The 23,444-nt window shown below is 48.6% G+C and carries 19 protein-coding genes and 1 pseudogene; 2 read left to right on the plus strand and 18 right to left on the minus strand.

What is annotated here, in order from left to right; translation table 11 throughout:
* Positions 1-461 (minus strand): annotated as a pseudogene (locus P9687_RS00005) (hypothetical protein); the annotation flags it as partial.
* Between the two features lie 213 nt (positions 462-674).
* Here P9687_RS00005 and P9687_RS00010 point away from each other — a divergent pair.
* The gene (locus P9687_RS00010; protein ID WP_328228454.1) at positions 675-1,121 is read left to right on the plus strand and encodes a general stress protein; all 447 of its coding nucleotides are present in this window, start codon (positions 675-677) and stop codon (positions 1,119-1,121) included.
* A gap of 238 nt (positions 1,122-1,359) precedes the next feature.
* On the opposite strand, the gene P9687_RS00015 is transcribed toward P9687_RS00010, so the two are convergent.
* From P9687_RS00015 to P9687_RS00075, 13 genes are all read right to left on the minus strand, one after another.
* Positions 1,360-1,566, minus strand: a complete 207-nt coding sequence (locus tag P9687_RS00015; protein WP_013860577.1) for a hypothetical protein — start codon at positions 1,564-1,566, stop codon at positions 1,360-1,362.
* 101 nt (positions 1,567-1,667) lie between these two features.
* Positions 1,668-3,101, minus strand: a complete 1,434-nt coding sequence (gatB, locus tag P9687_RS00020) for an Asp-tRNA(Asn)/Glu-tRNA(Gln) amidotransferase subunit GatB (RefSeq protein WP_014096922.1) — start codon at positions 3,099-3,101, stop codon at positions 1,668-1,670.
* A gap of 12 nt (positions 3,102-3,113) precedes the next feature.
* Entirely contained in the window at positions 3,114-4,571 is a 1,458-nt protein-coding gene (gene gatA, locus P9687_RS00025; protein ID WP_035190009.1) for an Asp-tRNA(Asn)/Glu-tRNA(Gln) amidotransferase subunit GatA, read from the minus strand.
* A 12-nt stretch (positions 4,572-4,583) separates the two neighbouring features.
* Entirely contained in the window at positions 4,584-4,874 is a 291-nt protein-coding gene (gene gatC, locus P9687_RS00030; protein ID WP_014096920.1) for an Asp-tRNA(Asn)/Glu-tRNA(Gln) amidotransferase subunit GatC, read from the minus strand.
* 248 nt (positions 4,875-5,122) lie between these two features.
* The gene (aceA, locus tag P9687_RS00035) at positions 5,123-6,400 is read right to left on the minus strand and encodes an isocitrate lyase (RefSeq protein ID WP_061577497.1); all 1,278 of its coding nucleotides are present in this window, start codon (positions 6,398-6,400) and stop codon (positions 5,123-5,125) included.
* A 318-nt stretch (positions 6,401-6,718) separates the two neighbouring features.
* Positions 6,719-8,314, minus strand: a complete 1,596-nt coding sequence (gene aceB / locus P9687_RS00040; protein WP_061565194.1) for a malate synthase A — start codon at positions 8,312-8,314, stop codon at positions 6,719-6,721.
* A gap of 175 nt (positions 8,315-8,489) precedes the next feature.
* Positions 8,490-9,656, minus strand: coding sequence for a CamS family sex pheromone protein (locus tag P9687_RS00045; RefSeq protein ID WP_035190011.1), 1,167 nt, complete (start codon positions 9,654-9,656; stop codon positions 8,490-8,492).
* A gap of 42 nt (positions 9,657-9,698) precedes the next feature.
* Entirely contained in the window at positions 9,699-11,705 is a 2,007-nt protein-coding gene (ligA, locus tag P9687_RS00050) for an NAD-dependent DNA ligase LigA (protein WP_035190012.1), read from the minus strand.
* A gap of 72 nt (positions 11,706-11,777) precedes the next feature.
* Positions 11,778-14,000, minus strand: coding sequence for a DNA helicase PcrA (gene pcrA / locus P9687_RS00055; RefSeq protein WP_168985727.1), 2,223 nt, complete (start codon positions 13,998-14,000; stop codon positions 11,778-11,780).
* Between the two features lie 37 nt (positions 14,001-14,037).
* Positions 14,038-14,733 (minus strand): heptaprenylglyceryl phosphate synthase, encoded by a 696-nt coding sequence (locus tag P9687_RS00060; protein WP_110134318.1) that lies wholly within the window; start codon positions 14,731-14,733, stop codon positions 14,038-14,040.
* A 302-nt stretch (positions 14,734-15,035) separates the two neighbouring features.
* Positions 15,036-15,368, minus strand: coding sequence for a YerC/YecD family TrpR-related protein (locus tag P9687_RS00065; RefSeq protein WP_110134236.1), 333 nt, complete (start codon positions 15,366-15,368; stop codon positions 15,036-15,038).
* 68 nt (positions 15,369-15,436) lie between these two features.
* Complete coding sequence (locus P9687_RS00070; RefSeq protein WP_014096911.1) at positions 15,437-16,444, minus strand: DUF3048 domain-containing protein; 1,008 nt, start codon at positions 16,442-16,444, stop codon at positions 15,437-15,439.
* Positions 16,445-16,578: 134 nt separating this feature from the next.
* Positions 16,579-18,321 carry an adenine deaminase C-terminal domain-containing protein gene (locus tag P9687_RS00075; RefSeq protein WP_168985728.1) on the minus strand — a complete coding sequence of 581 codons (1,743 nt, stop codon included), beginning with the start codon at positions 18,319-18,321 and terminating at the stop codon, positions 16,579-16,581.
* 105 nt (positions 18,322-18,426) lie between these two features.
* Here P9687_RS00075 and P9687_RS00080 point away from each other — a divergent pair, with 105 nt between their 5' ends.
* Entirely contained in the window at positions 18,427-18,657 is a 231-nt protein-coding gene (locus tag P9687_RS00080; RefSeq protein ID WP_014096909.1) for a YgaP family membrane protein, read from the plus strand.
* A gap of 99 nt (positions 18,658-18,756) precedes the next feature.
* Here P9687_RS00080 and purD read toward each other — a convergent pair whose 3' ends face one another.
* The 4 genes from purD to purM form a co-directional block, all read right to left on the minus strand.
* Positions 18,757-20,007 (minus strand): phosphoribosylamine--glycine ligase, encoded by a 1,251-nt coding sequence (gene purD / locus P9687_RS00085; RefSeq protein ID WP_168985729.1) that lies wholly within the window; start codon positions 20,005-20,007, stop codon positions 18,757-18,759.
* Between the two features lie 263 nt (positions 20,008-20,270).
* A complete protein-coding gene (gene purH, locus P9687_RS00090; RefSeq protein WP_168985730.1) occupies positions 20,271-21,800 on the minus strand; it encodes a bifunctional phosphoribosylaminoimidazolecarboxamide formyltransferase/IMP cyclohydrolase in 1,530 nt (509 codons plus the stop codon).
* Positions 21,797-22,390: a phosphoribosylglycinamide formyltransferase gene (gene purN / locus P9687_RS00095; RefSeq protein ID WP_061565192.1), complete on the minus strand. Its 594-nt coding sequence runs from the start codon at positions 22,388-22,390 to the stop codon at positions 21,797-21,799. The genes purH and purN overlap by 4 nt, the downstream gene beginning before the upstream one ends.
* On the minus strand, positions 22,383-23,426 hold the full coding sequence (gene purM / locus P9687_RS00100; RefSeq protein ID WP_168985731.1) for a phosphoribosylformylglycinamidine cyclo-ligase: 1,044 nt from the start codon (positions 23,424-23,426) through the stop codon (positions 22,383-22,385). The genes purN and purM overlap by 8 nt, the downstream gene beginning before the upstream one ends.
* Positions 23,427-23,444 lie beyond the last annotated feature (18 nt).

Below are 23,444 nucleotides of genomic sequence, written 5' to 3' on the forward strand. Positions count from 1 at the left end.
CGATTGAAAGTACATAAAATAGTGAAGTATTTATACTTTGGACTTGGCCGGGTGACATGACTAGGGGGAAATTGAAATTCATATTTGATGCGGTTTCGTCCCTTTTGTCTAATTGGCTCTCTTTTGTCTTTTTGAACCCTCCAAAAGGACAGTTCGACCGGATTCCAGCTCTCTTTTGTCTTTTTGAACCCTCCAAAAGGACAATTGGCCCCGGGTCTGGCTCTCTTTTGTCTTTTTGAGGCATCCAAAAGAACAGTTCGACTGAATTCCAGCTTTCTTTTGTCCTTTTGAACCCTCCAAAAGGACAGTTCGACTGAATTCCAGCTTTTCTTTTGTCCTTTTGAACCCTTCAAAAGGACAATTCGACCGGATTCCAGCTCTCTTTTGTCTTTTTGAACTCTCCAAAAGGACAATTCGCTCGGATTCCGACTCTCTTTTTGGTCTTTTTTTGAAGCCTTCAAAAATCAATTTGCTCACCCCGGTTTCCACCCCTCCAAAACCGGTCTCTCAAAGGGTGTATGCCCGTTTTTACAACGTTTTCCGGACGGGCGCTGCTTAAAAGATGATTCCATTTTTGTCTATTATTTTTTGGTGAAAGTTTATTCCTGCTAGATCGTGGTATATATGATACCGTAAGCGATATTCACAATCACCGAACAAAGGAGAGATTTGAAATGGCAGACAAAGATAAAAAAATGACAGTAGAAGAAGCAGGTCGCAAAGGCGGAGAAGCTACTGCTGACAGCCACGATAAAGAATTCTATCAAGAAATTGGTAAAAAAGGCGGAGAAACCACTTCCGAAAAACATGGCAAAGAATTCTATCAGGAAATTGGTAAAAAAGGCGGAGAAACCACTTCCGAAAAACATGGCAAAGAATTCTATCAGGAAATTGGTAAAAAAGGCGGAGAAGCCACTGCCGACAGCCATGACAAAGATTTCTATCAGGAAATCGGTAAAAAAGGCGGAGAATCTACAGCGGATAATCACGATAAAGAATTCTATCAAGAAATCGGCAAAAAAGGCGGAGAAGCCACTGCTGACAGCCATGACAAAGATTTCTATCAAGAAATTGGAGAAAAAGGCGGTAACGCAAGAGCGAAAAACAACGGTGAAGATTAAGAGGAATGGTTTCACCCAAACCGGTTCAGCCTGCACGCTGAACCGGTTTTTTTCCGTTAATTCGTACTCTCTTTCTTTTTCTCCAATTGTTATCCTTATTATAGCACAGCCTGCCGGATTTGGCAGTACATTTTGAAAAGACACGCAATTTGGATGCGCTTACATAAAAAGAGCCGGCATCCACTTTGCCCGCTCTTTTTATACATTCTATTCAACTGGCAACTGTATTGCAGGTGTTTTAAGCTTCTACCGGATTTGCCTGTTTTTCAACAGTTTCTTCGATCAAATTCCGGATCTTCACTTTTAAAAAATGTTCTTTGCAATAATAACCGAGCAGTTTATTTGTTTTCCAGTCATACACCGGATAAACAGCATCAATTTCTTTGCCGGCTTTTCTCAAACAATATGCACACGTGGTTGTCAGTTCAAATAAGCAATCACACATTGTTTGCAGCCTCCTATCGTCAATTTCACCCTTTCGTTATATACCCGGTCACCAAATTTTAAAACAAAAAAAGCGGTGGGGCACACCGCTTTTTTGAAAACTTAACGTTTATTCATTTCCTGAATCAGCAGTTTATTGACAATCGGTGGGTTGGCCTGCCCTTTTGTTGCTTTCATGACCTGTCCGACCAAAAAGCCGAGCGCCCGGTCTTTTCCGTTTTTATAGTCAATAATGGATTGTTCGTTTTTATCCAGTACTTCTGTTACAATTTTTAAAAGTTCGCCTTCATCGGAAATTTGCACAAGTCCTTTTTCCTTGACGATTTTTTCCGGGTCGCCGCCTTTTTCGACCAGTTCGCGGAACACTTTCTTCGCCAATTTTGAAGAGAGCGTGCCGTTTTCGATCAATTTGATCATGCCGGCAAGGCTTTCTGGTGTCAGTGCAATATCATGCAGTTCTTTCTGGGCTGAATTCAAATAAGCGGACACTTCGCCCATCAGCCAGTTCGATGCCTGTTTTGCATCGGCGCCGGCTGCGATCGTCGCTTCAAAGAAATCGGACATTTCTTTCGTGAGTGTGAGCACCATGGCATCATAAGCCGGGAGCCCGAGTTCTTCCGTGTAACGCTTTTTCCGTTCGTCCGGCAGTTCCGGGATTTCGGCGCGCACCCGTTCTTTCCAGGCGTCATCAATATACAGATCCACAAGGTCCGGTTCCGGGAAATAACGGTAATCGTCCGAGCCTTCTTTCACCCGCATCAGAATCGTTTTGCCGGTTGCTTCGTCAAAACGGCGTGTTTCCTGTTGGATCACACCGCCTGCAAGCAGCACTTGTTTCTGGCGTTCCTGCTCATACTGCAGGCCTTTGCGCACATAGTTGAACGAGTTCAAGTTTTTCAGTTCGGTTTTCGTGCCGAATGTTTCCTGCCCGATTGGACGGATGGAAATATTGGCATCGCAGCGGAGTGACCCTTCTTCCATTTTGCAGTCGGAAACGCCGGTATATTGAATGATGGATTTTAATTTTTCAAGATACGCATACGCTTCTTCCGGCGTACGAATATCCGGTTCCGAAACAATTTCAATTAGTGGCGTGCCTTGGCGGTTCAAATCGACGAGAGAATACCCTTCATTTGCCGCGTGGAACAGTTTCCCGGCGTCTTCTTCCATGTGAATACGGGTAATACCGATCTTTTTCTTTATGCCGTCCACTTCGATTTCAATCCAGCCGTTTTTCCCGATCGGTTTATCAAATTGGGAAATCTGATAGGCTTTCGGGTTGTCCGGGTAAAAATAGTTTTTCCGGTCGAATTTCGTTTCGGTTGCAATTTCGCAGTTCAGCGCCATGGCCGCCTTCATTGCGTAGTCAACCACTTTTTTATTCAGTACCGGAAGCACCCCCGGATAGCCGAGATCAATAACATTTGTGTTCGTATTCGGTTCTGCCCCGAAATGCGCAGGCGCCGGCGAGAAAATTTTCGTATTGGTTTTGAGTTCAACGTGCACTTCAAGTCCGATCACTGTTTCAAAATTCATCTTTTTCACCCCTTACAATTGCGGTTTTTGGTTATGGAAGTCCGTCGCCTGTTCAAATGCGTGGGCAACGCGGTACACGGTGCTTTCGTCAAAATGCTTCCCGATGATTTGCAGCCCTAATGGCAGCCCACCTGCAAACCCACATGGAACAGAGATCCCCGGAACGCCTGCCAAGTTGACCGGAATGGTTAAAATATCATTCGCATACATCGTTAACGGATCTTCTATTTTTTCCCCGATTTTAAAAGCCGGCGTCGGCGTGGTCGGCCCGATGATGACATCATATTTTTCGAGTACATCGTCAAAGTCTTTTTTGATCAGGGTGCGGGCCTGTTGTGCTTTCTTGTAATACGCATCGTAATAGCCTGCACTTAGCGCAAAAGTTCCAAGCATGATGCGGCGTTTTACTTCGTCCCCAAAACCTTCCGAACGGGTCTTTTTATATAATTCTTCGAGGTTCGTGGCGTTTGGCGAACGGTAGCCGTAGCGGACGCCGTCGAAACGGGCCAGGTTGGAAGACGCTTCGGATGAAGCAAGCAAATAATAGGTGGCCACGCCGTATTTCGAATGCGGCAGCGACACTTCTTCCCATGTGGCACCGAGCTTTTCCAGCACTTTCAAGGCATTGAGAACAGCCTGGCGTGCTTCTTCGCTGACGCCTTCACCTAAGTATTCTTTTGGCACGGCAATTTTCAAGCCTTTTACATCACCTTTGAGCACCTCCACATAGTTCGGCACTTCCACGTCGGCTGAGGTAGAATCATGCCGGTCAAGCCCGGAAATCGCCTGTAAAAGATAGGCATTGTCTTCCACGGTCCGGGTAATCGGCCCGATCTGGTCGAGCGAAGAGGCGAATGCGACAAGGCCAAAACGGGAAACGCGCCCGTAAGTCGGCTTCATTCCGACAACCCCGCAAAATGCGGCCGGCTGGCGGATCGAGCCACCGGTATCGGATCCAAGCGCAAACGGTACTTCTCCCGCTGCCACGGCTGCAGCCGAACCACCGGAAGAACCGCCCGGCACCGTATCCAGGTTCCAAGGGTTACGGGTGATTTGGAATGCGGAATTTTCCGTCGACGAACCCATCGCAAATTCATCCATATTCAATTTGCCGATTGTGATCGTCTTTTCCTTATGTAATTTTTCCATAACCGTGGCATCATAAATGGGATCGAAGTTTTCAAGGATTTTGCTGGCACAGGTTGTCCGCAAATCTTTCGTGACAATATTGTCCTTGATTCCGATCGGCATGCCGAACAGCACATTTTCAGCTTCCGGCGAGCCGATTTTGCCGTCCAGTTCCGCTGCGGTTTTGCGGGCCCGTTCTTCATCTAACGTTAAAAAAGCTTTCACTTTGTCGTCTGTTTCTGAAATTTTTTGATACGCTTCATTAACAAGTTCTGAGACTTTAACTTCCTTATTATGTAAAAACTCGTGGAGTTCCGAGATTTTATGGTCAAATAAAGACATGCTTTCCCCTCCTTATTCTACAATTGTCGGCACACGGATCATTCCGTCCTGGGTATCCGGCGCATTTTTCAACACAAGCTCGCGCGGCAGTCCTTTTTCCACTGTATCTTCACGCATGACATTCCGGATTTCAAGTACGTGCGTGGTCGGCGGAACCCCGGTTGTGTCAAGTTCATTTAATGATTCCGCAAAATGGATAATATCCCCCAGCTGTTTCGTAAACTTTTCCGTTTCCGTCTCATTCATTTCAAGGCGTGCCAGGTCGGCAACGTGTTGGACTTGTTCTTTTGAAATATCAGGCATAGCCTTTCACCTCCGTTATAAAAGTCACATCAATTGTACGTGGAACCAATCGGGCGTGCAGTTCATTGCCCCGCAGCACAACCCGGAAAGCGGGGCCTGACTGTCCGTTCATATGGGGCGAATCGAACCCTGCAATACTATTGATCATAGCAGAAAAGCCCGCCCTTAAGCAAGGGGGGCGCCAGGGTTGCAAAAAAGAAAACGCGGCAGACCTGGCTTCGTCCTGCCGCGTTTTGGCGTGTTCCAATTTAATGAATGAATTGTTCCTGCTCGGTCGATCCTGTGAGTGCGGTGGTGGAAGAAGTGCCGCCTGAGATGACCATCGAGACTTCATCGAAATAACCGGTCCCGACTTCGCGCTGATGGCGTGTTGCCGTGTAACCATATTGTTCGTTTGCAAATTCGGCCTGCTGCAGTTCGGAATAGGCTGCCATGCCGCGGTCGCGGTAGTTGCGGGCCAGTTCAAACATGCTGTGGTTCAAGGCATGGAAGCCGGCAAGCGTAACGAACTGGAATTTATAGCCCATGCGCGCAATTTCTTTCTGGAAGTTCGCGATCGTTTTGTCATCGAGTTTCTTCTTCCAGTTGAAAGACGGCGAGCAGTTGTAAGCCAAAAGTTTGCCCGGGAATTTTTCATGGATCGCTTCTGCAAACCGGCGTGCTTCGTCCAGATTCGGCTCGCTCGTTTCGCACCAGATCATATCGGCGTATGGGGCGTAAGCAAGGCCGCGGGCAATCGCCTGGTCTATGCCTGCTTTTGTACGGTAAAATCCTTCCGCTGTCCGTTCCCCGGTGATAAACGGCGCATCATATGGGTCAACATCGCTTGTGATCAGATTTGCCGCATTGGCATCCGTCCGGGCAATGATGACGGTCGGTACGCCCATGACATCAGCAGCAAGGCGAGCTGCAATCAAATGGCGGATGGCTGTTTGTGTCGGCTGCAACACTTTGCCGCCCAAATGGCCGCATTTCTTCTCGGATGAAAGCTGGTCTTCAAGATGGACAGACGCGGCGCCCGCTTCGATCATCGCTTTTGTCAGTTCAAATACGTTTAACGGGCCGCCAAAACCTGCTTCTGCATCAGCAACGATCGGCGCAAACCAATCAATCCGTTCGTCCCCTTCTGCATGGTGGATCTGGTCGGCGCGCTGCAGGGCCTGGTTGATCCGTTTGACGACATTCGGCACGCTGTTCGCCGGATACAGGCTTTGGTCCGGATACATTTGCCCGGCCAGGTTCGCATCAGCTGCAACCTGCCAGCCGCTTAAATAAATGGCTTTCAATCCGGCCTTTACCTGCTGGACGGCCTGATTCCCCGTGAGTGCACCCAATGCATGGATATAATCTTCCGTATGCAGCAGGTTCCAGAATTTTTCCGCCCCCCTGCGCGCCAAAGTATATTCAATTTGAACAGAACCCCTCAGTTTGAGCACGTCTTCCGGAGCATACGGGCGAACAACCCCCTGCCATCTTTCATCTTTCTCCCAGCTTCGTTTCAATTCAAGCGCTTTTTCGTTTACCATCAAAAATTCCTCCCATTTTTTCAATATAATGTAAATCTGCAGGCAAAATAAGGCTTTCCCGGGGTTCAAACGATTCCCCTTTATACGGCTGCGGCTAAAGCAGCTATATAAAATGAACTTAAGTTTTTACATCAAACCCGCGCACCATTTGCATAATGACGACTTTTTACAGTAGGCAACAGAACTCCGAAATTTTGTTCAGTTTAATCACTTTAGCGTGATTTGTGCGATTCACACGATACCTCTCTGTATGACGGCAGCGCTTTCCATTGTACGACTCCCCTTGCTGCGCTCATGCTTCGTCAAATCGCCATTCGATCAGCCCAGCAGTTCATACGCCGGTAAGGTTAAAAATTCAATAAATTCGTCTTCTTTAACAAGCCGGTCAAATAAGGCCACTGCTTCTTCAAAACGGCCGGCCCGGTAATGTTCCTCCCCGATTTCCCGGCGGATGCGTTCCAGTTCTTCCGCTTTGATTTGTTCATATAGCTCAATCGTCACTTTTCTGCCGTCTTGAAGCACGCCCTTCGGATGGCGAATCCAGTGCCAAAGCTGGGTGCGAGAAATTTCAGCCGTCGCCGCATCTTCCATTAAGTTCGAGATCGGCACAGCACCCCTTCCCCGGAGCCAGGATTCGATGTACTGGATGCCGGCATAAATGTTTTCGCGGATGCCTTTTTCCGTAATTTCCCCTTGCGGCACAGCGAGCAGATCATCTGCCGTTGCCGTAAAATCCATCTGCTTGCCGGAATGGATTTGGTTCGGCTCAGGCATTTCTTTGTTAAATGCTTCCATGGCGACCGGCACAAGCCCCGGATGGGCGACCCAGGTGCCGTCATGCCCGTCTCTTGCTTCCCGCTCTTTATCGGCGCGCACCTTTTGGAAGGCTTCTTCATTTTTTGCCGGGTCGTCTTTTACCGGGATCTGCGCGGCCATTCCCCCGATTGCCGGCGCATTCCGGCGGTGGCACGTCTTAATAGTCAAAAGCGAATAAGCGCGCATAAACGGGACCGTCATGGTGACGAGAGACCTGTCTGGCGTAATAAACTGCGGATTGGTACGCAGTTTTTTAATATAGCTGAAAATATAGTCCCAGCGCCCGCAGTTGAGGCCTGCCGAATGCTCTTTCAGTTCGTAAAGGATTTCATCCATTTCAAAAGCGGCCATAATCGTTTCAATCAGGACAGTCGCTTTAATGGTGCCTTTCGGAATGCCGATATACTTTTGTGCAAAGATAAAAACATCATTCCAAAGACGCGCTTCCAGATGGCTCTCCATTTTTGGCAGGTAAAAGTACGGGCCTGTGCCGTTTTCAAGGAGCCTGCGGGCATTATGGAAGAAATAAAGCCCGAAATCTGTTAAACTGCCGGATATAGGTTTGCCGTCTACTAAAATATGTTTCTCTTCCAAATGCCATCCGCGCGGCCTGACAATTAAGACAGCGGGGTGATCGGTCAGCTTGTATTCTTTTCCGTTCGGCCCGGTAAAAGTAATCGTCCGGTTGACCGCATCACGGAGATGGATCTGGCCTTCAATGATATTCTCCCATGTCGGGGAAGTGGCATCTTCAAAGCAAGCCATAAATATTTTTGCGCCTGAGTTCAAGGCATTGATCACCATTTTCCGGTCAACCGGCCCGGTAATCTCCACACGCCTGTCCTGCAAGTCTTCAGGAAGCGGGGCAATGGTCCAGTCGGATTCTCGGATGGAGGCCGTTTCTTCGAGAAAATGTGGAAGCTTGCCCGATTTGATTTCTTCATCGCGCTTTTTTCTGTAGGCCAGCAGTTCACGCCGCCTTTCGCCGAAATGCCGCTCCAGCTGTTCCAAAAATTGCAGCGCTTCCGGGGTCAATATTTCGTCATACCCGTCATGGATGGATCCCGTTACGGTAATGCCTGGTGCTTTGGTCTCCATATTTGCACTCCCTTTCCTTGTTATAATACAGTGTGTTTTGCATGTTTTTATTATATAACAGAGTTTTCAAAAATGGTAGCCTTTTTTTGAAAAAAATTTAAAAAATGTTTTCCTTTTTTTGAAATGTGACATACTAAAAAAGAGCAGATACATTTTTCATGTATCTGCTCTTTTTTCAGTTATAAATATGGACGGTCGGGTCTTTTGCTTTTGAATTCCTTACAATGAGCGCTTTTGCTTCATTGTTGGCCGTGATGTTCACTTGTAAATTGACATAATCCGGGAAGGTTTTGACCACCAGGCCGGCGACATATTGCGTAAAAGCAATGACTTCCGCCTGTCCGTAAAACTGGATCGGAATGTCGATGCTTAAATCAGCAAGCTGCCCATCGTTGTATCTTGCCCTGCCAATGCATCCGGTATAATTTGGGAAAAAGTCTTCAATGTCCGTTTTAAAATTCTCAAATGTTTTCTCATCATCACGATGGGCTTTTTCCGCATCGTCGGACGGGAACAAATAATATTTTTCATTGATGTTTTTCCAATCGTCTGCAGAGGTGCTGTTTGCCGGAACAGTAGCGTAAGCAAAGTAATTCCCGGGAATAACGGAATCCTTGCTCTGCTGTTTGTACAGCCCGATCGTAATCGGGACATTTTTCAATCCATTCATCTTGCGCAGGCGCTGGACGACTTCCGATGCAATCTGCTTCCCTTTTTCGTCCAGCGTTTTTTGGGAAATATTAACGTCATACGTGGAACCGTACTTTTCCGTCTGATAGTAATAAACCGAGTTCAGGGCAAGCCCGATGGCAACGCCGGACAGTTTGACGTTCCCTTTGCTGTCTTTTGTTAAATAATCCTGTTCGAGAATTTGCGCCAAATAAATCGGGTTTTTCTCATTTTGCTGCTTTGCCGATCCTTTTTCGTCATTCACCGGATTCAGCCCGACATTGTCCTGTTCTTTCAGGCCTTTCTTTTTCAACTGGTCTGCCGTATATTTTCGATTCAGCCATTTTGTAATGGTGTCGGAAGTCAAATACTGGCCTTCCTGAAAAAGATAGTCATCCGGCGGGTAATTTTTCTGCGCAACCCGCATCAGGCCGGTTTCAAATTCCTCGATATCATATGAAGTGTTTAAGTTGCTGACAACGAGCCCCCGCGATTTGCTCGTTTTATACGGGTAAATATTTTTATAATACTGGTCGGAAATTTGGTAACTCGAAACAACGGATGTTTCTTTTTTATTGTTGCTTTTCTGGACCACTTTGTTATCCGAGCCGAAACCCGGTGAACAGCCTGCCAGTAAAACCATCGATATGATGAGGGGGTACCATTTTTTCATACTGCCTTTCCACCTTTTTGATTTCTCGCTTTCCCTTGCAATTTATGAATGGAGCCGTTCCAAAAACGCTGCTTCATCCCATACTTCAATGCCGAGCTGTTCCGCTTTGGTCAGCTTTGTGCCCGCATCTTCTCCGGCGATGACAAGGTCGGTATTTTTGCTCACGCTGCCGGTCACATTTGCCCCGAGCGCTTCCAGTTTTTCTTTTGCTTCGTTGCGGGTCATGTTCACCAGTTTTCCGGTTAAAACGACCGTCTTTCCGGCAAAAGGCGAATCTGCATTGCGCTTTTCCGCACGTTTGGGGCCTTTATAAACCATGTTGACCCCGAGTGCAGCCAATTCCCGGACCAGGCCAAGCGCTTCTTCATTTTCAAAATACGCAGCAATGGAATCCGCCATCTTTTCGCCAATATCGGGTATGGCCTCCAGTTCTTCACGCGTTGCTTTCGACAGCCGTTCCATTGTTTCAAAATGCGCTGCTAAAATTTTCGCAGCTTTGGCGCCGACATGGCGGATGCCGAGGCCGAACAGCAATTTTTCCAGCGAATTCTTTTTTGAGGCTTCAATTGCGGCAAGCAAATTGGAAACCGATTTTTCCCCCATTCTTTCTAATTGTAACAGTTCTTCTTTTTTCAGTCGGTAAATATCCGCAACATTGTGGATCAATTCATGCGCGAACAGCTGGCTGATGACCTTTTCCCCCAGCCCTTCAATATTCATCGCATTCCTTGATACGAAATGGATCAGCCCTTCGCGGATCTGCGCCGGGCAGTTCGGGTTAATACAGCGGAGCGCCACTTCATCCTCAAGGCGGACAAGCTCGCTGCCGCAGTCCGGGCAGTGGGACGGCATGGAAAATGCCTGCTCTTCGCCTGTCCTCCGTTCGGAAATCGGGCGGACCACTTCGGGAATAATGTCACCCGCTTTTTTCACCACCACATAGTCCCCAATCCGGATATCTTTTTCACGGATCAAATCTTCATTGTGGAGTGTGGCCCGCTGGACGGTTGTTCCGGCCACCCTTACCGGATTTAGTATCGCAGTTGGTGTGACGACCCCGGTACGGCCGACTTTTACTTCAATACCGGTCAGTTTAGTGACGACTTCTTCAGCAGGAAATTTATAGGCAATAGCCCAGCGCGGACTTTTCACCGTTGTGCCAAGGGCGGCTTCCTGGGCATAGTCATTTACCTTGATTACAATGCCGTCAATTTCATACGGAAGGGCCGGCCGTTTTTCCGTCCATTCCGCGATAAATTTAAGCACTTCCCCGATATCCCGGCATATTCTTGTTTCTTTATTGACCTTAAGGCCGAGCCTTTTCAAATACGCAAGCCCTTCGCTATGGGCGGAAATATCGAGCCCGGTTGTATCACCGATTGCATACATAAACGTATCAAGGTTCCGCGATGCCGCAATTTTCGGATCGAGCTGGCGAAGCGAGCCGGCTGCCGCATTGCGCGGATTGGCAAACGGTTCTTCCCCGTTTTCTTCTTTAATACGGTTCAATGCCTCGAAAGACTTTTTCGGCATAAAACATTCCCCGCGCGCCTCGATGGTAACCGGTTCATTCAACCTGAGTGGTATCGAGCGGACGGTTCTGAGGTTGGCCGTGATGTCTTCACCGATCGTCCCGTCCCCTCTTGTGGACCCTTGGACGAATAAACCATTCTCATATTTAAGCGAAATCGCCAGCCCGTCGATTTTCAGTTCGCACACGTATTCATATCGATCGCCAGCCGTCTCCCGGACTCTGCGGTCGAAATCGCGAAGGTCGGCTTCGTTAAAGGCATTTGCCAGACTGAGCATCGGTGTATCATGGACCACTTTGGCAAATCCGGATAAAGGTTCTCCTCCGACCCTTTGCGTTGGCGAATCCGGCGTGATCAACTCCGGATGCGCATTTTCGATCTCCTGCAGTTCACGCAAAAGCCTGTCGTATTCCGCGTCCGGAACGCTCGGGCGGTCGAGCACATAATATTCATAACTGTACTGGTTCAGCAGTTTGCGCAATTCGGCTGCCCGGGTGGCTGCCGCGTGATTATCCATGTGCAACAATCCTTTCCATCAGGGCAAAAGAGGCAATTGCCGCCTGTGTCCCTTTCGTTGTCCAGACTTATTCTATTCTACTTTTGTAATCGGCGCAAACTCGGCTAAAAGCCGTTTGATGCCGACAGGGCTCGGGAATGCAATGTCAAGTTCGGCTGACTTGCCTTCTCCCTTGACACTGACAACCGTGCCGATCCCCCATTTTTTATGTTCGGCTTTATCGCCCACTTGCCAAGAAAGATTGCCGGCCCTGTTTTGTTGCCAGGCAGGAACAACAGGCGGCCGTTTCTCTTTTCTTGCCGTATTGCCGCGCGAAACCTGGCGGAAATCGAGCCGGTCTTTTTCCTCCTTGCGAATATCCTCGATCAGTTCTTCCGGGATTTCATTGATAAACCGTGAAACAGGATTGATGTTCATGCGCCCGTAAAGCGTCCGCACTTCGGCATTGGTCAGGTACAGCTCCTCTTGTGCCCGCGTGACGCCGACATACATGAGCCGCCTTTCCTCTTCCATTTCCGCTTCGTCCATGAGGGAACGGCTGTGCGGGAAAATGCCCTCTTCCATGCCGATCAGGAAGACAACTGGAAATTCAAGCCCTTTGGCGGCGTGCAACGTCATTAAGACAACGGCATCTTTTTGTGCATCATCTTCTTCAAGCCGGTCAATATCGGCGACAAGCGCCAAATCCGTCAAAAAGGCGACAAGGCTTTTGTCATCGTTCTCTTTCTCAAATTCCTGGGCAACCGAAAGAAATTCATCGATATTTTCAAGCCGGCTTTCGGCTTCGAGCGATTTTTCCAGTTTCAGCGCATCCCGGTAGCCGGACTTGTCCAGCAATTCTTCCACCAGTTCGGTAACGGATAAATATTCCTGCATCCGGGTAAAATTGCTGATAAGCTCGTAAAATTCTCGGCAGGCTTTGGTAATTTTCGGACTGAGGCCGATAAAATCAATTTCCTGAAGTGCCGTAAATAAGGAAACATCCTGGTCCGCCGCATAACGCACGATTTTATCCAATGAAGTCTGACCGATCCCGCGTTTCGGCACATTGATAATCCGGGTCAGGCTGAGGTCGTCATCCGGATTGGCGATGACCCGCAAGTATGCCAGAATATCTTTAATTTCTTTCCGGTCGTAGAAACGGGTGCCGCCGACGATATTGTAGGCAATGTTCGATTTCATCAATACTTCTTCGATGACACGGGACTGGGCGTTCGTGCGGTACAAAATCGCAATATCGGAGTACCGGCGTTTGCCCGATGCAGTGAGTTCCTTAATTTTTCCGGCAACAAACTGTGCTTCCCCCTGTTCGCTGTCCGCCCGGTAATAGACGAGATTTTGCCCCTCATCGTTTTCCGTCCATAAATTTTTCTTTTTCCGGTTTGCGTTGTTTTCGATAACTTTATTGGCCGCCTGTAAAATTTTCTTCGTCGAGCGGTAGTTTTGCTCGAGCAAAATGACTTTCGCGTTCGGGTAATCTTTTTCAAATGACAAGATATTGGCAATATCCGCACCGCGCCAACGGTAAATCGACTGGTCATTATCCCCGACAACACACAAATTCTGAAACCTTGAAGCCAACAATTTCACAAGTGTATACTGGGATTTATTGGTATCCTGATACTCATCAACGTGGATGTATTGGAATTTTCTTTGGTAGTATTCGAGGACTTCCGGGACGCGCTTGAACAATTGGATTGTCATCATGATCAGATCGTCAAAGTCAAGCGACTGGTTTTTCTTCAGGCGTTGCTGGTAAGCCTCGTATACGTCACTGACAATTTGGTCAAAAAAATCGCCCGCTTGTTTGGCGTACTGCTCAAAATCAATCAGTTCATTTTTCGCGCTGCTGATTTTCCCTAAAATCGCCCGTGGATCAAATTTTTTCGGATCCAGATTTTTTTCTTTTAAAAGGTTTTTAATGACCGATAGCTGGTCGGTCGCGTCAAGGATTGAAAAATTGCGGTTAAAGCCGATCCTGTCGATATCCCTCCGTAAAATGCGCACGCACATCGAATGGAAAGTGGATATCCACACTTCTTCAGCGGCACCACCCATGATCCCAGCAATCCTGTCTTTCATTTCGCGGGCGGCCTTATTGGTAAACGTAATCGCTAAAATATTATACGGATTCACGCCTTTTTCCACCATTAAATAGGCAACGCGGCGAGTCAGCACCCGCGTTTTGCCGCTTCCCGCTCCAGCAAGAATCAAAAGCGGCCCTTCCGTTGTTTTGACCGCTTCTTTCTGTTCGGGGTTCAGCCCGCTCAGAATACGGTCGGTTAAAAATTGCATGATTTCACCACCACATGAGAATGTTTGTTCTATTTTATCATAAACCTGTTTGCTTTACAACCCGGACCGTTTTCACGGCCTCATGTATATCTTCATAAACCACATTGCCGACGACCACTACATCTGCAGCCCGTGCCATCTCCGCAGCCTGTGCCGCAGTGCGGATGCCGCCGCCGTAAAACAAAACGGTATCTTCCAGTACTGTTTTCACTTTTTCGACAAGCTTTGGATCTCCGTAAGTGCCGCTGTATTCCAAATAAAAAACCGGAAACTTGAACATATGCTCCGCCATGCTTGCATAAGCGAGAACGTCGTCGTCATCAAGGCCGGTTGCTGCTTCTGCAAGCTGAGCGGCTTTACAGTCCGGATTTAAAATACAGTAGCCTTCCATGACGATCTCATTCCAATTCATCCATTCCCCGTATGCTTTCACTGCTTTATGGTGGGCACCGGTGATCCAAGTTGTATTTTGGCTGTTTAAAACCGCCGGAATCAAGTAAAGGTCATAAGCTGGTGCGATTGCGTCCGGATCCGATACTTCGAGGCAGCACGGTACGGCGTATCTTCTCACTCTTGACATTAACTGTAACGTGTTATCAAGGGTGACGCCGTCCGTTCCGCCGATAATCACTGCATCTGTGCCGGACTCGCAAACTTTTTCCAAATCTTTTTCCGAAATATCTTTATTCGGATCCAATTTGAAGGCATGCCGCCATTCACGCACATCATACATCAACCGGAAATCCTCCATTCTTCATCCATCATAGCCCATTATAGCATTTGAAGGTACAGGCAAAAAAGCTTTTCATCAGAACGGGAAAATATAACAGGCCTGCCCGGAAACACCGCGCTTCCCCCCGTTAAATCCGGAAAATCTCTCCTGTATGCTTATGCAAAAAAAGCGGTGCCGGTAGAAGGAAAAATGAAAAGCGCAACTTTTCTAGCAAGATGCGCCAAACCCCGGGATTCTATCACGAAAAAGCCCTTTTTCTTGCGTAAAAAAGCCCTTCTTTTAAAAGAAGAGCTTTTTTCTTTTTATTCTAATGGTTCTTCTTCTGCACGGTTTTCCTGCCTTTGTTTTTTTTCGATCCGGTCGAGGACCATTTGGTAGGAATCATTGCCGTAATTCAGGCAGCGTTTGACGCGGGAGATAGTGGCCGTGCTCGCGCCGGTTTCCGTCTCAATCGCATGGTACGTCTTATCGTTGCGCAGCATCCTTGCCACTTCCAGGCGCTGCGTCATCGCCTGAATTTCGTTGACGGTGCATAAATCGTCAAAAAAACGGTAGCACTCTTCAATCGTTTCAAGCGACAGGATCGCTTCAAACAGCTGATCCAGCGCTTTTCCGCGTAATTTGTCTATTTGCATAAACGTTTTTCTGCTCCTTTACTCTATTGCTTTCCAGCACGGCTCTGCCGGACTGCCCGAACCCCTGCCTAATCTGTAACGGTAACACTGCTTAAAGTTGGTACAATATTGATCCATGTTTTTCCCGGCACCAGTTTGACCGGTTCCCCGTTTTGATACGGAAGAATCCTGCCGTTGTCATTTTCCCATTCGACTTCCCGGAGCTTTCCCTTTTGGATGAGATACGCTTTGCCTCCAGATGTTAAATCAATATCCTTGCGCCCGTGACTGTCAATCAGCTTATGTTTAGCAGCAACAATGAACAAATTGTCGATGAGGACCGGTTGATCGTTGTTTGCATCCACCGTCTCCACCCCGCCAGAGTAGCGGTCATACTTTCCTTTTTCTGCGTTATACCGGTACACGGCATTTAAATTTTCCCGGCTTGAATAACGGATACTGACTTTCCCCGCAGAAATGCCCGAAATGTTTTTCACTTCATTGGCAGAGGCAAAAGAAAGAGGAGACGGAGGCTGGTTCATTACATAGCCTTTTTTCCGTGCGCCCTTTAAAATATTTTGATAAGTGATATAGGAATTATGGGGCGCTTTTCTGGCCGCCGACCGTTTGAACAAAGTGCCGTCATACTGCATGCCGTTCAGTTCATCGACATAGCCCGAATCGAGCAGCTTTTTCGCGCCCGGGCTGTAGCCGTGGGCAATATATAAAGCATCGTATCCTTTTGCCAGCTTGATGAAATACGGTCTGGCGCTCCGGACAGGCCCGAATTTGGCCGGCATATGGCTTTCAAAAATTGCGACAAACCGTGTGATTTCCCCTTCTGCTAGGGCTTCATAGACAACATCAGCTGAACTTAACCCTGACTGCGGGCGTGCAAGCGGGTGATTATTGATCATGACGGCAACCGCCCGTTTTGCCGGCCTGTTTGTTGTCCGAAGCCCTGTCAGCGGCGCTGTCCACCGGTGTGCCGCAGATTTTCCGGCTCCCTGCTGCTGACTGCCTGTACCATGCTGGCGGCCGCATGCCGATAGCACCAACAGGAGGAACATCAGGCCAATCAGTCGTTTCTTTCCCATTTTTGCAACTCCAATCACGCTTTCTTAAATACACCGAACGGCAAATCGCAACCTGCCGTACAGAAAGAGGTTTTTTGGAAACGAACCATCTCCCTTTTTACGCCATGCTTTACCATTTCCATTACTTTATTATTTTAACGCATTATTGTTGGAAAGAGTATCGTTTTCTTCATCACATCGTACATTCCTTTGGAAGTGATCCGGATATAGGGCAAATGGGTCGCGCATAAAAAGAGCAAAGAATACATCGGATCATCATATGCATAGCCGCGGTCCCTTAAAATACTGGCAAATTTTTTCATATCCCCGATCAGTTCATCCATGCTTTTATCCGACATGATGCCGCCGACCGGGAGCGGAATCTCATGGATGATTTTCCCGTTTTCCGCAATCACGATGCCGCCGCCCATTTCTTTCATCCGTTTAAATGCAAGCAGCATATCGCTCTTTGATTTTCCAATGCAAAGAATGTCCCCTGTTGATGAATAAGAAGAGGCAAGGCCCATCAGATTTTTGGCAAATCCTTTCACCAGTGTGTTGATCCGCCATTTTCCTTTTTTATCCATTAACATGAGAAAATTATCTTCATAGTTGTCCGGCAGCACTTCATACGATACGTCATACGAAATGGAGTACGGCTTTGTAATGACACTGTTGGACATCTCCAGTCCGAATGGCATGGAAAATTGCAAATCGTCCGGTTCGAGATCCCAATCCAGTTCAAGCGGGCCTTGACCGTACAATGCCCAATCGACCGGTTCTTCCGGTTCGATTCCTTTGCCATCTTTTTTCAACCATACTCCTTTCGACAGAACCGAAACAGGCACCGGATTTGTTTCGCTCTCCAAAAAATTGATGCTTGCCACCCGGCCTGTTGCAATGATACCGTGCAAATGCTGGATATTGTAGTAACGCGCCACATTGTAGCTTGCCATTAAGTATGCGTCCACCGGGGGCACCCCGTGTTCCATCGCGATTTGAATCATCCTGTCGATCACGCCTTCTTCGTAAAAAGCAGGCGAGCTGCCGTCGGTTGTAAAAAACATTTGATCATACTGGTCAATGCCGAGCGCTTTCATTTCATCCAGTAACACAGGCAGATCGGGGCGGATGGATGAGTGGCGCAAAGACACCGTGTATCCCTGCATCAGCCGGTTCAGTACTTCCTTGCCCGTCATCGCTTCATGGTCACAGTCTGCCCCAAACAGCATCATTTTTGCCAATGTTTTCTCGGAGGCACCCGGGAAATGGCCTTCAATTTTTTTCCGCATCCGCTTGGCTTCCTGAATCCAATGGAGCATTAAGTCGTCGCCGTCCGCCAGTTTCGGCCAGCCGGTCAGCTCCCCTCCCTGCAGGACAGCATCATGCTCGAGCCACGATTTTACACACTCGTGAGAAAAAACCATTTCTTCGTCCACAAGCTCCGTCTGCCCGTCGAACCGGGCCCACCAATACATCGTAACCGGTGAATGGCGGAGCTTTTGCATCAGAGAAAACGCTTTCTTTTTGTCTGTTAATAAAACGAACATGAGGTTATCGTTGATCAATGTTGTTGTCCCTTTTTGCGCTGCATAATGGGCAAAGGTTTGGGGATTATAAAGTTGAAACGGATGGACATGCGGTTCAATATACCCGGGCACAAGCCACTGCCCCGAGCAATCGGTGATTTCGCATCCGGATGTCTTTTCAGGCAGTTTTTCCCCGGTGTATACAATCCGGTCCTGATAAATCCAAATATTGCCCGTAACCCATTTTCTTAACGTCGAATGAAGAAACCGGGCATTTGTTAAAACCATGTCTGGCGAAAGCTTGCCGTCCAGCACGGCGACATGTTCCCTGATTTGTTTGTTTTTCCATCTGTAACGTTGGTCAAGCATTGTCTCATTCCTCCCTAGGGAGACCCTAATATATTCATATATTACCATATTTTATCCATTAAAGCAGTAAAGAAGTTCGAAAACATGGGAAAGGAGATGTTCATCATGAAAATCGCACCCAATATTGGCATTTTAAATGCCTTAATCCGAATTACGTGCGGGCTCACTTCGCTTGCATGGGCCACAGCTAAATTATCGAAAAAACCGGGGCGCTGCAGCTATTTATGTGTTGCGCTCATGGGTGCCATGAAAGTGGGAGAAGGGATTGTCCGTTACTGCCCTGTGACGGATCTCATTCAAAACCGGCAAATGAATGGCGGCCAGGAAGAAGTGTAAACGAGAAGGCAATATAAGGAATGGGAAACATTACCATCTGGAGAAAAAACATACCAGGCAAAAGGGCGGGATGTTCCGGCCTTTTGCCTTACTCAAGGGCTAAGCCTGATGTCTTTTTCCGATATCTCTCCGGTAAAAAAAACCATCCAAACGGAGCCTTTCCAATTCATGATACAGTGCTTTTCTCGCTTCTTCCAGCGTACCGGCTCTCCTTCCGATGAAAAGAACCCTGCCGCCGTTTGATACAAGCCTTTCCCCCTCCAAACGCGTGCCGGCATGGAAAACAAAAGACTTCAATTTTGAAAGCGACGGAATTGGAATCCCTTTTTCGTACGCATCCGGATAGCCGTTTGCCGCAATCACAACCCCTAATACAGCTTCCTTGCGCCACTTGATGCTAGGGGTTTTGTCGTCCAACAGATCGAGAAAAATCTCTGCCAGATCCGATTCAAGCCTTTCGAGCACAACCTCCGTTTCCGGGTCGCCGAAACGGGCATTGAATTCAATCACCTTCACACCTTTTTTCGTCAGCATCAAGCCGGCATACAGGACGCCGATAAACGGGCAGCCTTCCTCTTTCAACGCTCTGGCTGCCGGGCGCAAAATATGTTCCACTGCCTTTTTCACTTCTTCATCCGGGATTTGCGGGACCGGGGAGTAGGCGCCCATTCCGCCTGTATTCGGACCGCTGTCGCCGTCATATGCACGCTTATGGTCGCGCGCGATGACCATGGGATATACTTCTTCTTCCCGGACAAACGCCATCAGGGAAAATTCTTCCCCTTTTAAAAATTCTTCTACAACCACTTGGTTTGAGGCTTCCCCGAATTTCTTCCCGATCAGGGCGGCACGGAGCGCATCCTTTGCTTCTTCCGGTGTCATCGCAACGGTTACACCTTTTCCGGCGGCGAGGCCGTCTGCTTTAATGACGATCGGGACGCCTTTTTCTTCAATATATTTTTCTGCCCCCGCATAGTCGGAAAAAACGCGGTAATCCGCAGTCGGAATGTCATATTTTTGCATCAGTTCTTTTGCGAATGCTTTGCTGCTTTCAATCCGAGCCGCTTGTTTTGTCGGCCCGAATATTTTCAAGCCGGCATTTTGAAATTCGTCGACAATCCCTGCGCTTAAAGGGGCTTCCGGACCGACAACTGTCAGTTCAATGCCCTTGTCTTTTGCAAAAGCAAGCAAAGAAGCCGTGTCCGTTTCATGGATCGGAACGATTTCGGCGATTTGCGCAATGCCGCCGTTTCCCGGTGCGCAATAAATTTTATCAACGCGGGCGCTTTTCGATAATTTTTTGCAGACGGCATGCTCGCGGCCGCCGCTGCCGATTACAAGTACTTTCATTTTAACGTGGCCTCCTCTCTTTGTCCATTATTTTGTAAGGTCTTCTGACTAATTTTATGATCTGATATAACGGGCACCCAGGGACAAATTTCCTGCCGAAACGTTCGCCGGTCCTGGCCGGACAGTGGCCTTCGCTTTTCTGTTTACCCGGCTCTGCTTCCCGGGCTTGCGTACTTCTGCGCCTTTTCCCTTTTGATAAGCGGGCATCGGTTCGCCTGCAGTCATTGTGTCCGCCAAAGTAAGCCGTACGCTGCGCTTTTCTGTTAGTGTTTAAAGTGGCGGATGCCGGTGAAGACCATGGCGATGCCGTATTCATCGGCCTTTTTAATGGAGTCTTCGTCGCGGATGGAGCCGCCCGGCTGGATGATCGCGGTAATGCCAGCTTTGGCAGCTGCTTCGACAGTGTCGTCCATCGGGAAAAACGCATCGGATGCCATCGCGGCTCCTTTTGCTTTTTCACCGGCCTGGGCCAACGCAATTTCCGCCGAGCCGACGCGGTTCATCTGCCCGGCGCCGATCCCGAGCGTTTTTTCAGCATCCGTCACCACAATCGCATTCGATTTCACATGTTTTACCACTTTCCAGGCCAGTTTCAAAGCCTGCCATTCCTGTTCTGTCGGCTTACGTTTTGTGACAGTTTTCACTTGGGCCTCATCCAAAGTATAGGTGTCCTGATCCTGGATCAGCAGCCCGCCTTCTACGGAAGTAATAATTTTTTCCGGCTTGTGCGCATCCGCAAAAGGGACAGTCAAAAGGCGGATATTTTTCTTGCTCGCCAAAATGTCAAACGCTTCATCCGCAAACGACGGGGCAATCACAATTTCGAGAAAAATTTCATGCAGCAGCCCGGCCGTTTCCGGGTCAACAGGCCGGTTGAATGCGACGATGCCGCCGAAAATCGACTTTGGGTCTGCCTCGTACGCTTTTTTATACGCTTCAAGCGCCGAGTTCCCGACCCCGATGCCACATGGGTTCATATGCTTTACGGCAACCGCTGCCGGTTCCTTGAAATCCTTTGCGATCTGCAGGGCGGCATCTGCATCGCGGATATTATTGTACGATAATGCTTTGCCGTGCAGCTGCCTTGCGTGTGCAATCGAAAACGGCGAACCAAGCGGGTTGATATAAAAGCTTGCTTTTTGGTGCGGGTTTTCCCCGTAACGGAGCATTTGCTTGAGCTCATATGTAAACGTGGCCTTTTCCGGGGCCTCTTCGCCAACAAGCGTTGTCATATAATCGGCAATCATGGCGTCATACGCGGCTGTATGGCGGAAAACTTTTGCAGCCAGCGCTTTTTTCGTATCTTTCGTCACATCGCCGTGCGTTTTAATTTCGTCAATCACTTTGCCGTAGTCCCCCGCGTCCGTAACAACGGTGACATATTCAAAATTTTTCGCGGCCGCACGCAGCATGGACGGCCCGCCGATATCAATATTTTCGATGGCCTCTTCTTCCGTGGCATCCGCCTTTGCAATCGTCTCTCGGAACGGATAAAGGTTGACACAGACAAGGTCAATCGGTTTGATCCCGTGCGCTGCGATTTGCTGTTCATGGTCCGGCGTCCGTTTTGCCAAAAGCCCGCCGTGGATATTTGGATGGAGCGTTTTTACCCTGCCTTCCAAAATTTCCGGGAAACCTGTTACCTCTTCCACCCCCGTAACAGGCACGCCGGCTTCTTCCAGCGCTTTTTTCGTGCCGCCGGTTGAGAGAATTTCAAAGCCGAGCCCGCTCAAACTTTGTGCAAATGCCGTTACCCCTGTTTTATCCGATACACTGATTAATGCTCTTTTCATTCTGGTAAAACCTCCATGTTGGTTTGATTTTCCACTAGCTTCCTGAGCACATCCGGATACAGCACATGCTCTGTCTGATGAATTCTTGCCGCCAGTGTTTCGTATGTGTCCCCGGCAAGCACAGGGACAGCCGCCTGTGCAATAATCGGCCCGGTATCCATGCCTTCATCGACATAATGAACGGTTACGCCCGTTATTTTCACGCCTGCCGCAAGCGCCTGCCCGATCGCATCTTTGCCCGGGAAAGCCGGCAGCAACGACGGATGGATATTGATCATTTTCCGCGGATACTCATCCAGGAGCACCTGCCCGATCAGCCGCATATAGCCGGCCAGAATGATCCATTCAATCTGTTTTTTCTGTAACTGCGCCAAAATTTCCTGCTCATACGCCCGCTTATCCGGGTACGTTTTCGGATTGAACACAAACGCCGGGATGTTTTCTTGTGCTGCCCGGCGGATGACATACGCATCTTCACGGTCACATACCAACAGTTCAATCGCGGCATCAAGTTCCCCTTTTTTGGCTGCATCACATATCGCCTGGAAGTTTGTGCCGCTGCCCGATGCGAAAACAGCCATTTTATGCATTGCCTCTGCTCCCTGCTGCAAAACGGACACCCGCCGTATTTGTAACATGGCCGATGATGAAAGCTTGTTCCCCGGACTGGTTGAAAAAGGAAACAGCGGCCTGTGCCTCTTCCGCCTTCACCGCGAGGACAAACCCGATGCCCATGTTAAAAACGTGAAACATCTCATCGCGGCTGACGTTACCGTAAGATTCCACAGCGGAAAAAACGGGCGGGACCGGCCATGAACCAAGGCTGATTTCAACACCGAGCCCGTCTCTGTGCATACGCGGAATATTTTCATAAAACCCGCCGCCTGTTACATGTGCCATTCCTTTAATCTCAAATTTTTTCAGCGCGGAAAGCACCGGTTTGACGTAAATTTTGGTCGGGGTTAACAGCACTTCTCCAAGCGGCCGGCCCAGTTCCGGCAAAATCGTATCAACGGTCATCGCATGGTCTTTGAAAAAAATTTTCCGGATCAGCGAATAGCCGTTACTGTGAATGCCACTTGAGGCAAGGCCGATTAAAACATCTCCGGGTGCGGTATTACCCGTGACAAGCGCATCTTTTTCACATGCGCCAACCGCAAATCCCGCCAAATCGTATTCGCCTGCTTCATACATATCCGGCATTTCCGCCGTTTCTCCGCCGACGAGTGTGCACCCTGCCTGCACGCACCCTTCTGCCACGCCTTTTACAATTTGCTCAATCGTTTCCGGGTTCTGGCTGCCGCAACCGATATAATCAAGGAAAAATAGCGGTTCCGCCCCCTGGACAATGATGTCATTGACACACATGGCGACACAATCGATGCCGATCGTATCATGCTTATTTGTTAAAAAGGCAAGTTTCAGTTTCGTGCCGACGCCGTCCGTTCCGGAAATAAGCACAGGCTTCTCGTAATGGAGTGCGGATAAGTCAAACATGCCGCCAAATCCGCCGAGTGCACCGATTGCCCCCGCCCGGTTTGTTCGCACCACATGCTTTCCCATCCGTTTGACCGCTTCATAGCCTGCTTCGATGTCGACGCCTGCATCCCGGTATGTGTTTGCCATAGGAATCCTCCGTTAATT

The sequence above is a fragment of the Weizmannia sp. CD-2023 genome (genome assembly GCF_036225245.1).
In the GTDB taxonomy this organism is placed as follows: Bacteria; Bacillota; Bacilli; order Bacillales; family Bacillaceae_C; genus Weizmannia; species Weizmannia faecalis.

Excerpts from the sequence above, each read along its gene's own strand:
- ligA (WP_035190012.1), bottom strand. The coding sequence starts at position 11,705 with ATGGATAATCACGCGGCAGCCACCCGGGCAGCCGAATTGCGCAAACTG.
- aceB (WP_061565194.1), bottom strand. The coding sequence starts at position 8,314 with ATGGAGACCAAAGCACCAGGCATTACCGTAACGGGATCCATCCATGAC.
- purD (WP_168985729.1), bottom strand. The coding sequence starts at position 20,007 with ATGAAAGTACTTGTAATCGGCAGCGGCGGCCGCGAGCATGCCGTCTGC.
- P9687_RS00070 (WP_014096911.1), bottom strand. The coding sequence starts at position 16,444 with ATGGGAAAGAAACGACTGATTGGCCTGATGTTCCTCCTGTTGGTGCTA.
- P9687_RS00010 (WP_328228454.1), top strand. The coding sequence starts at position 675 with ATGGCAGACAAAGATAAAAAAATGACAGTAGAAGAAGCAGGTCGCAAA.
- purN (WP_061565192.1), bottom strand. The coding sequence starts at position 22,390 with ATGCATAAAATGGCTGTTTTCGCATCGGGCAGCGGCACAAACTTCCAG.
- purM (WP_168985731.1), bottom strand. The coding sequence starts at position 23,426 with ATGGCAAACACATACCGGGATGCAGGCGTCGACATCGAAGCAGGCTAT.
- P9687_RS00015 (WP_013860577.1), bottom strand. The coding sequence starts at position 1,566 with ATGTGTGATTGCTTATTTGAACTGACAACCACGTGTGCATATTGTTTG.
- aceA (WP_061577497.1), bottom strand. The coding sequence starts at position 6,400 with ATGGTAAACGAAAAAGCGCTTGAATTGAAACGAAGCTGGGAGAAAGAT.
- gatC (WP_014096920.1), bottom strand. The coding sequence starts at position 4,874 with ATGCCTGATATTTCAAAAGAACAAGTCCAACACGTTGCCGACCTGGCA.
- P9687_RS00065 (WP_110134236.1), bottom strand. The coding sequence starts at position 15,368 with ATGCAAATAGACAAATTACGCGGAAAAGCGCTGGATCAGCTGTTTGAA.
- pcrA (WP_168985727.1), bottom strand. The coding sequence starts at position 14,000 with ATGCAATTTTTAACCGACCGTATTCTGAGCGGGCTGAACCCCGAACAG.
- gatA (WP_035190009.1), bottom strand. The coding sequence starts at position 4,571 with ATGTCTTTATTTGACCATAAAATCTCGGAACTCCACGAGTTTTTACAT.
- P9687_RS00060 (WP_110134318.1), bottom strand. The coding sequence starts at position 14,733 with ATGTATGATGTGCGTGAATGGCGGCATGCCTTCAAATTGGATCCGAAT.
- P9687_RS00075 (WP_168985728.1), bottom strand. The coding sequence starts at position 18,321 with ATGCTTGACCAACGTTACAGATGGAAAAACAAACAAATCAGGGAACAT.
- gatB (WP_014096922.1), bottom strand. The coding sequence starts at position 3,101 with ATGAATTTTGAAACAGTGATCGGACTTGAAGTGCACGTTGAACTCAAA.
- P9687_RS00080 (WP_014096909.1), top strand. The coding sequence starts at position 18,427 with ATGAAAATCGCACCCAATATTGGCATTTTAAATGCCTTAATCCGAATT.
- P9687_RS00045 (WP_035190011.1), bottom strand. The coding sequence starts at position 9,656 with ATGAAAAAATGGTACCCCCTCATCATATCGATGGTTTTACTGGCAGGC.
- purH (WP_168985730.1), bottom strand. The coding sequence starts at position 21,800 with ATGAAAAGAGCATTAATCAGTGTATCGGATAAAACAGGGGTAACGGCA.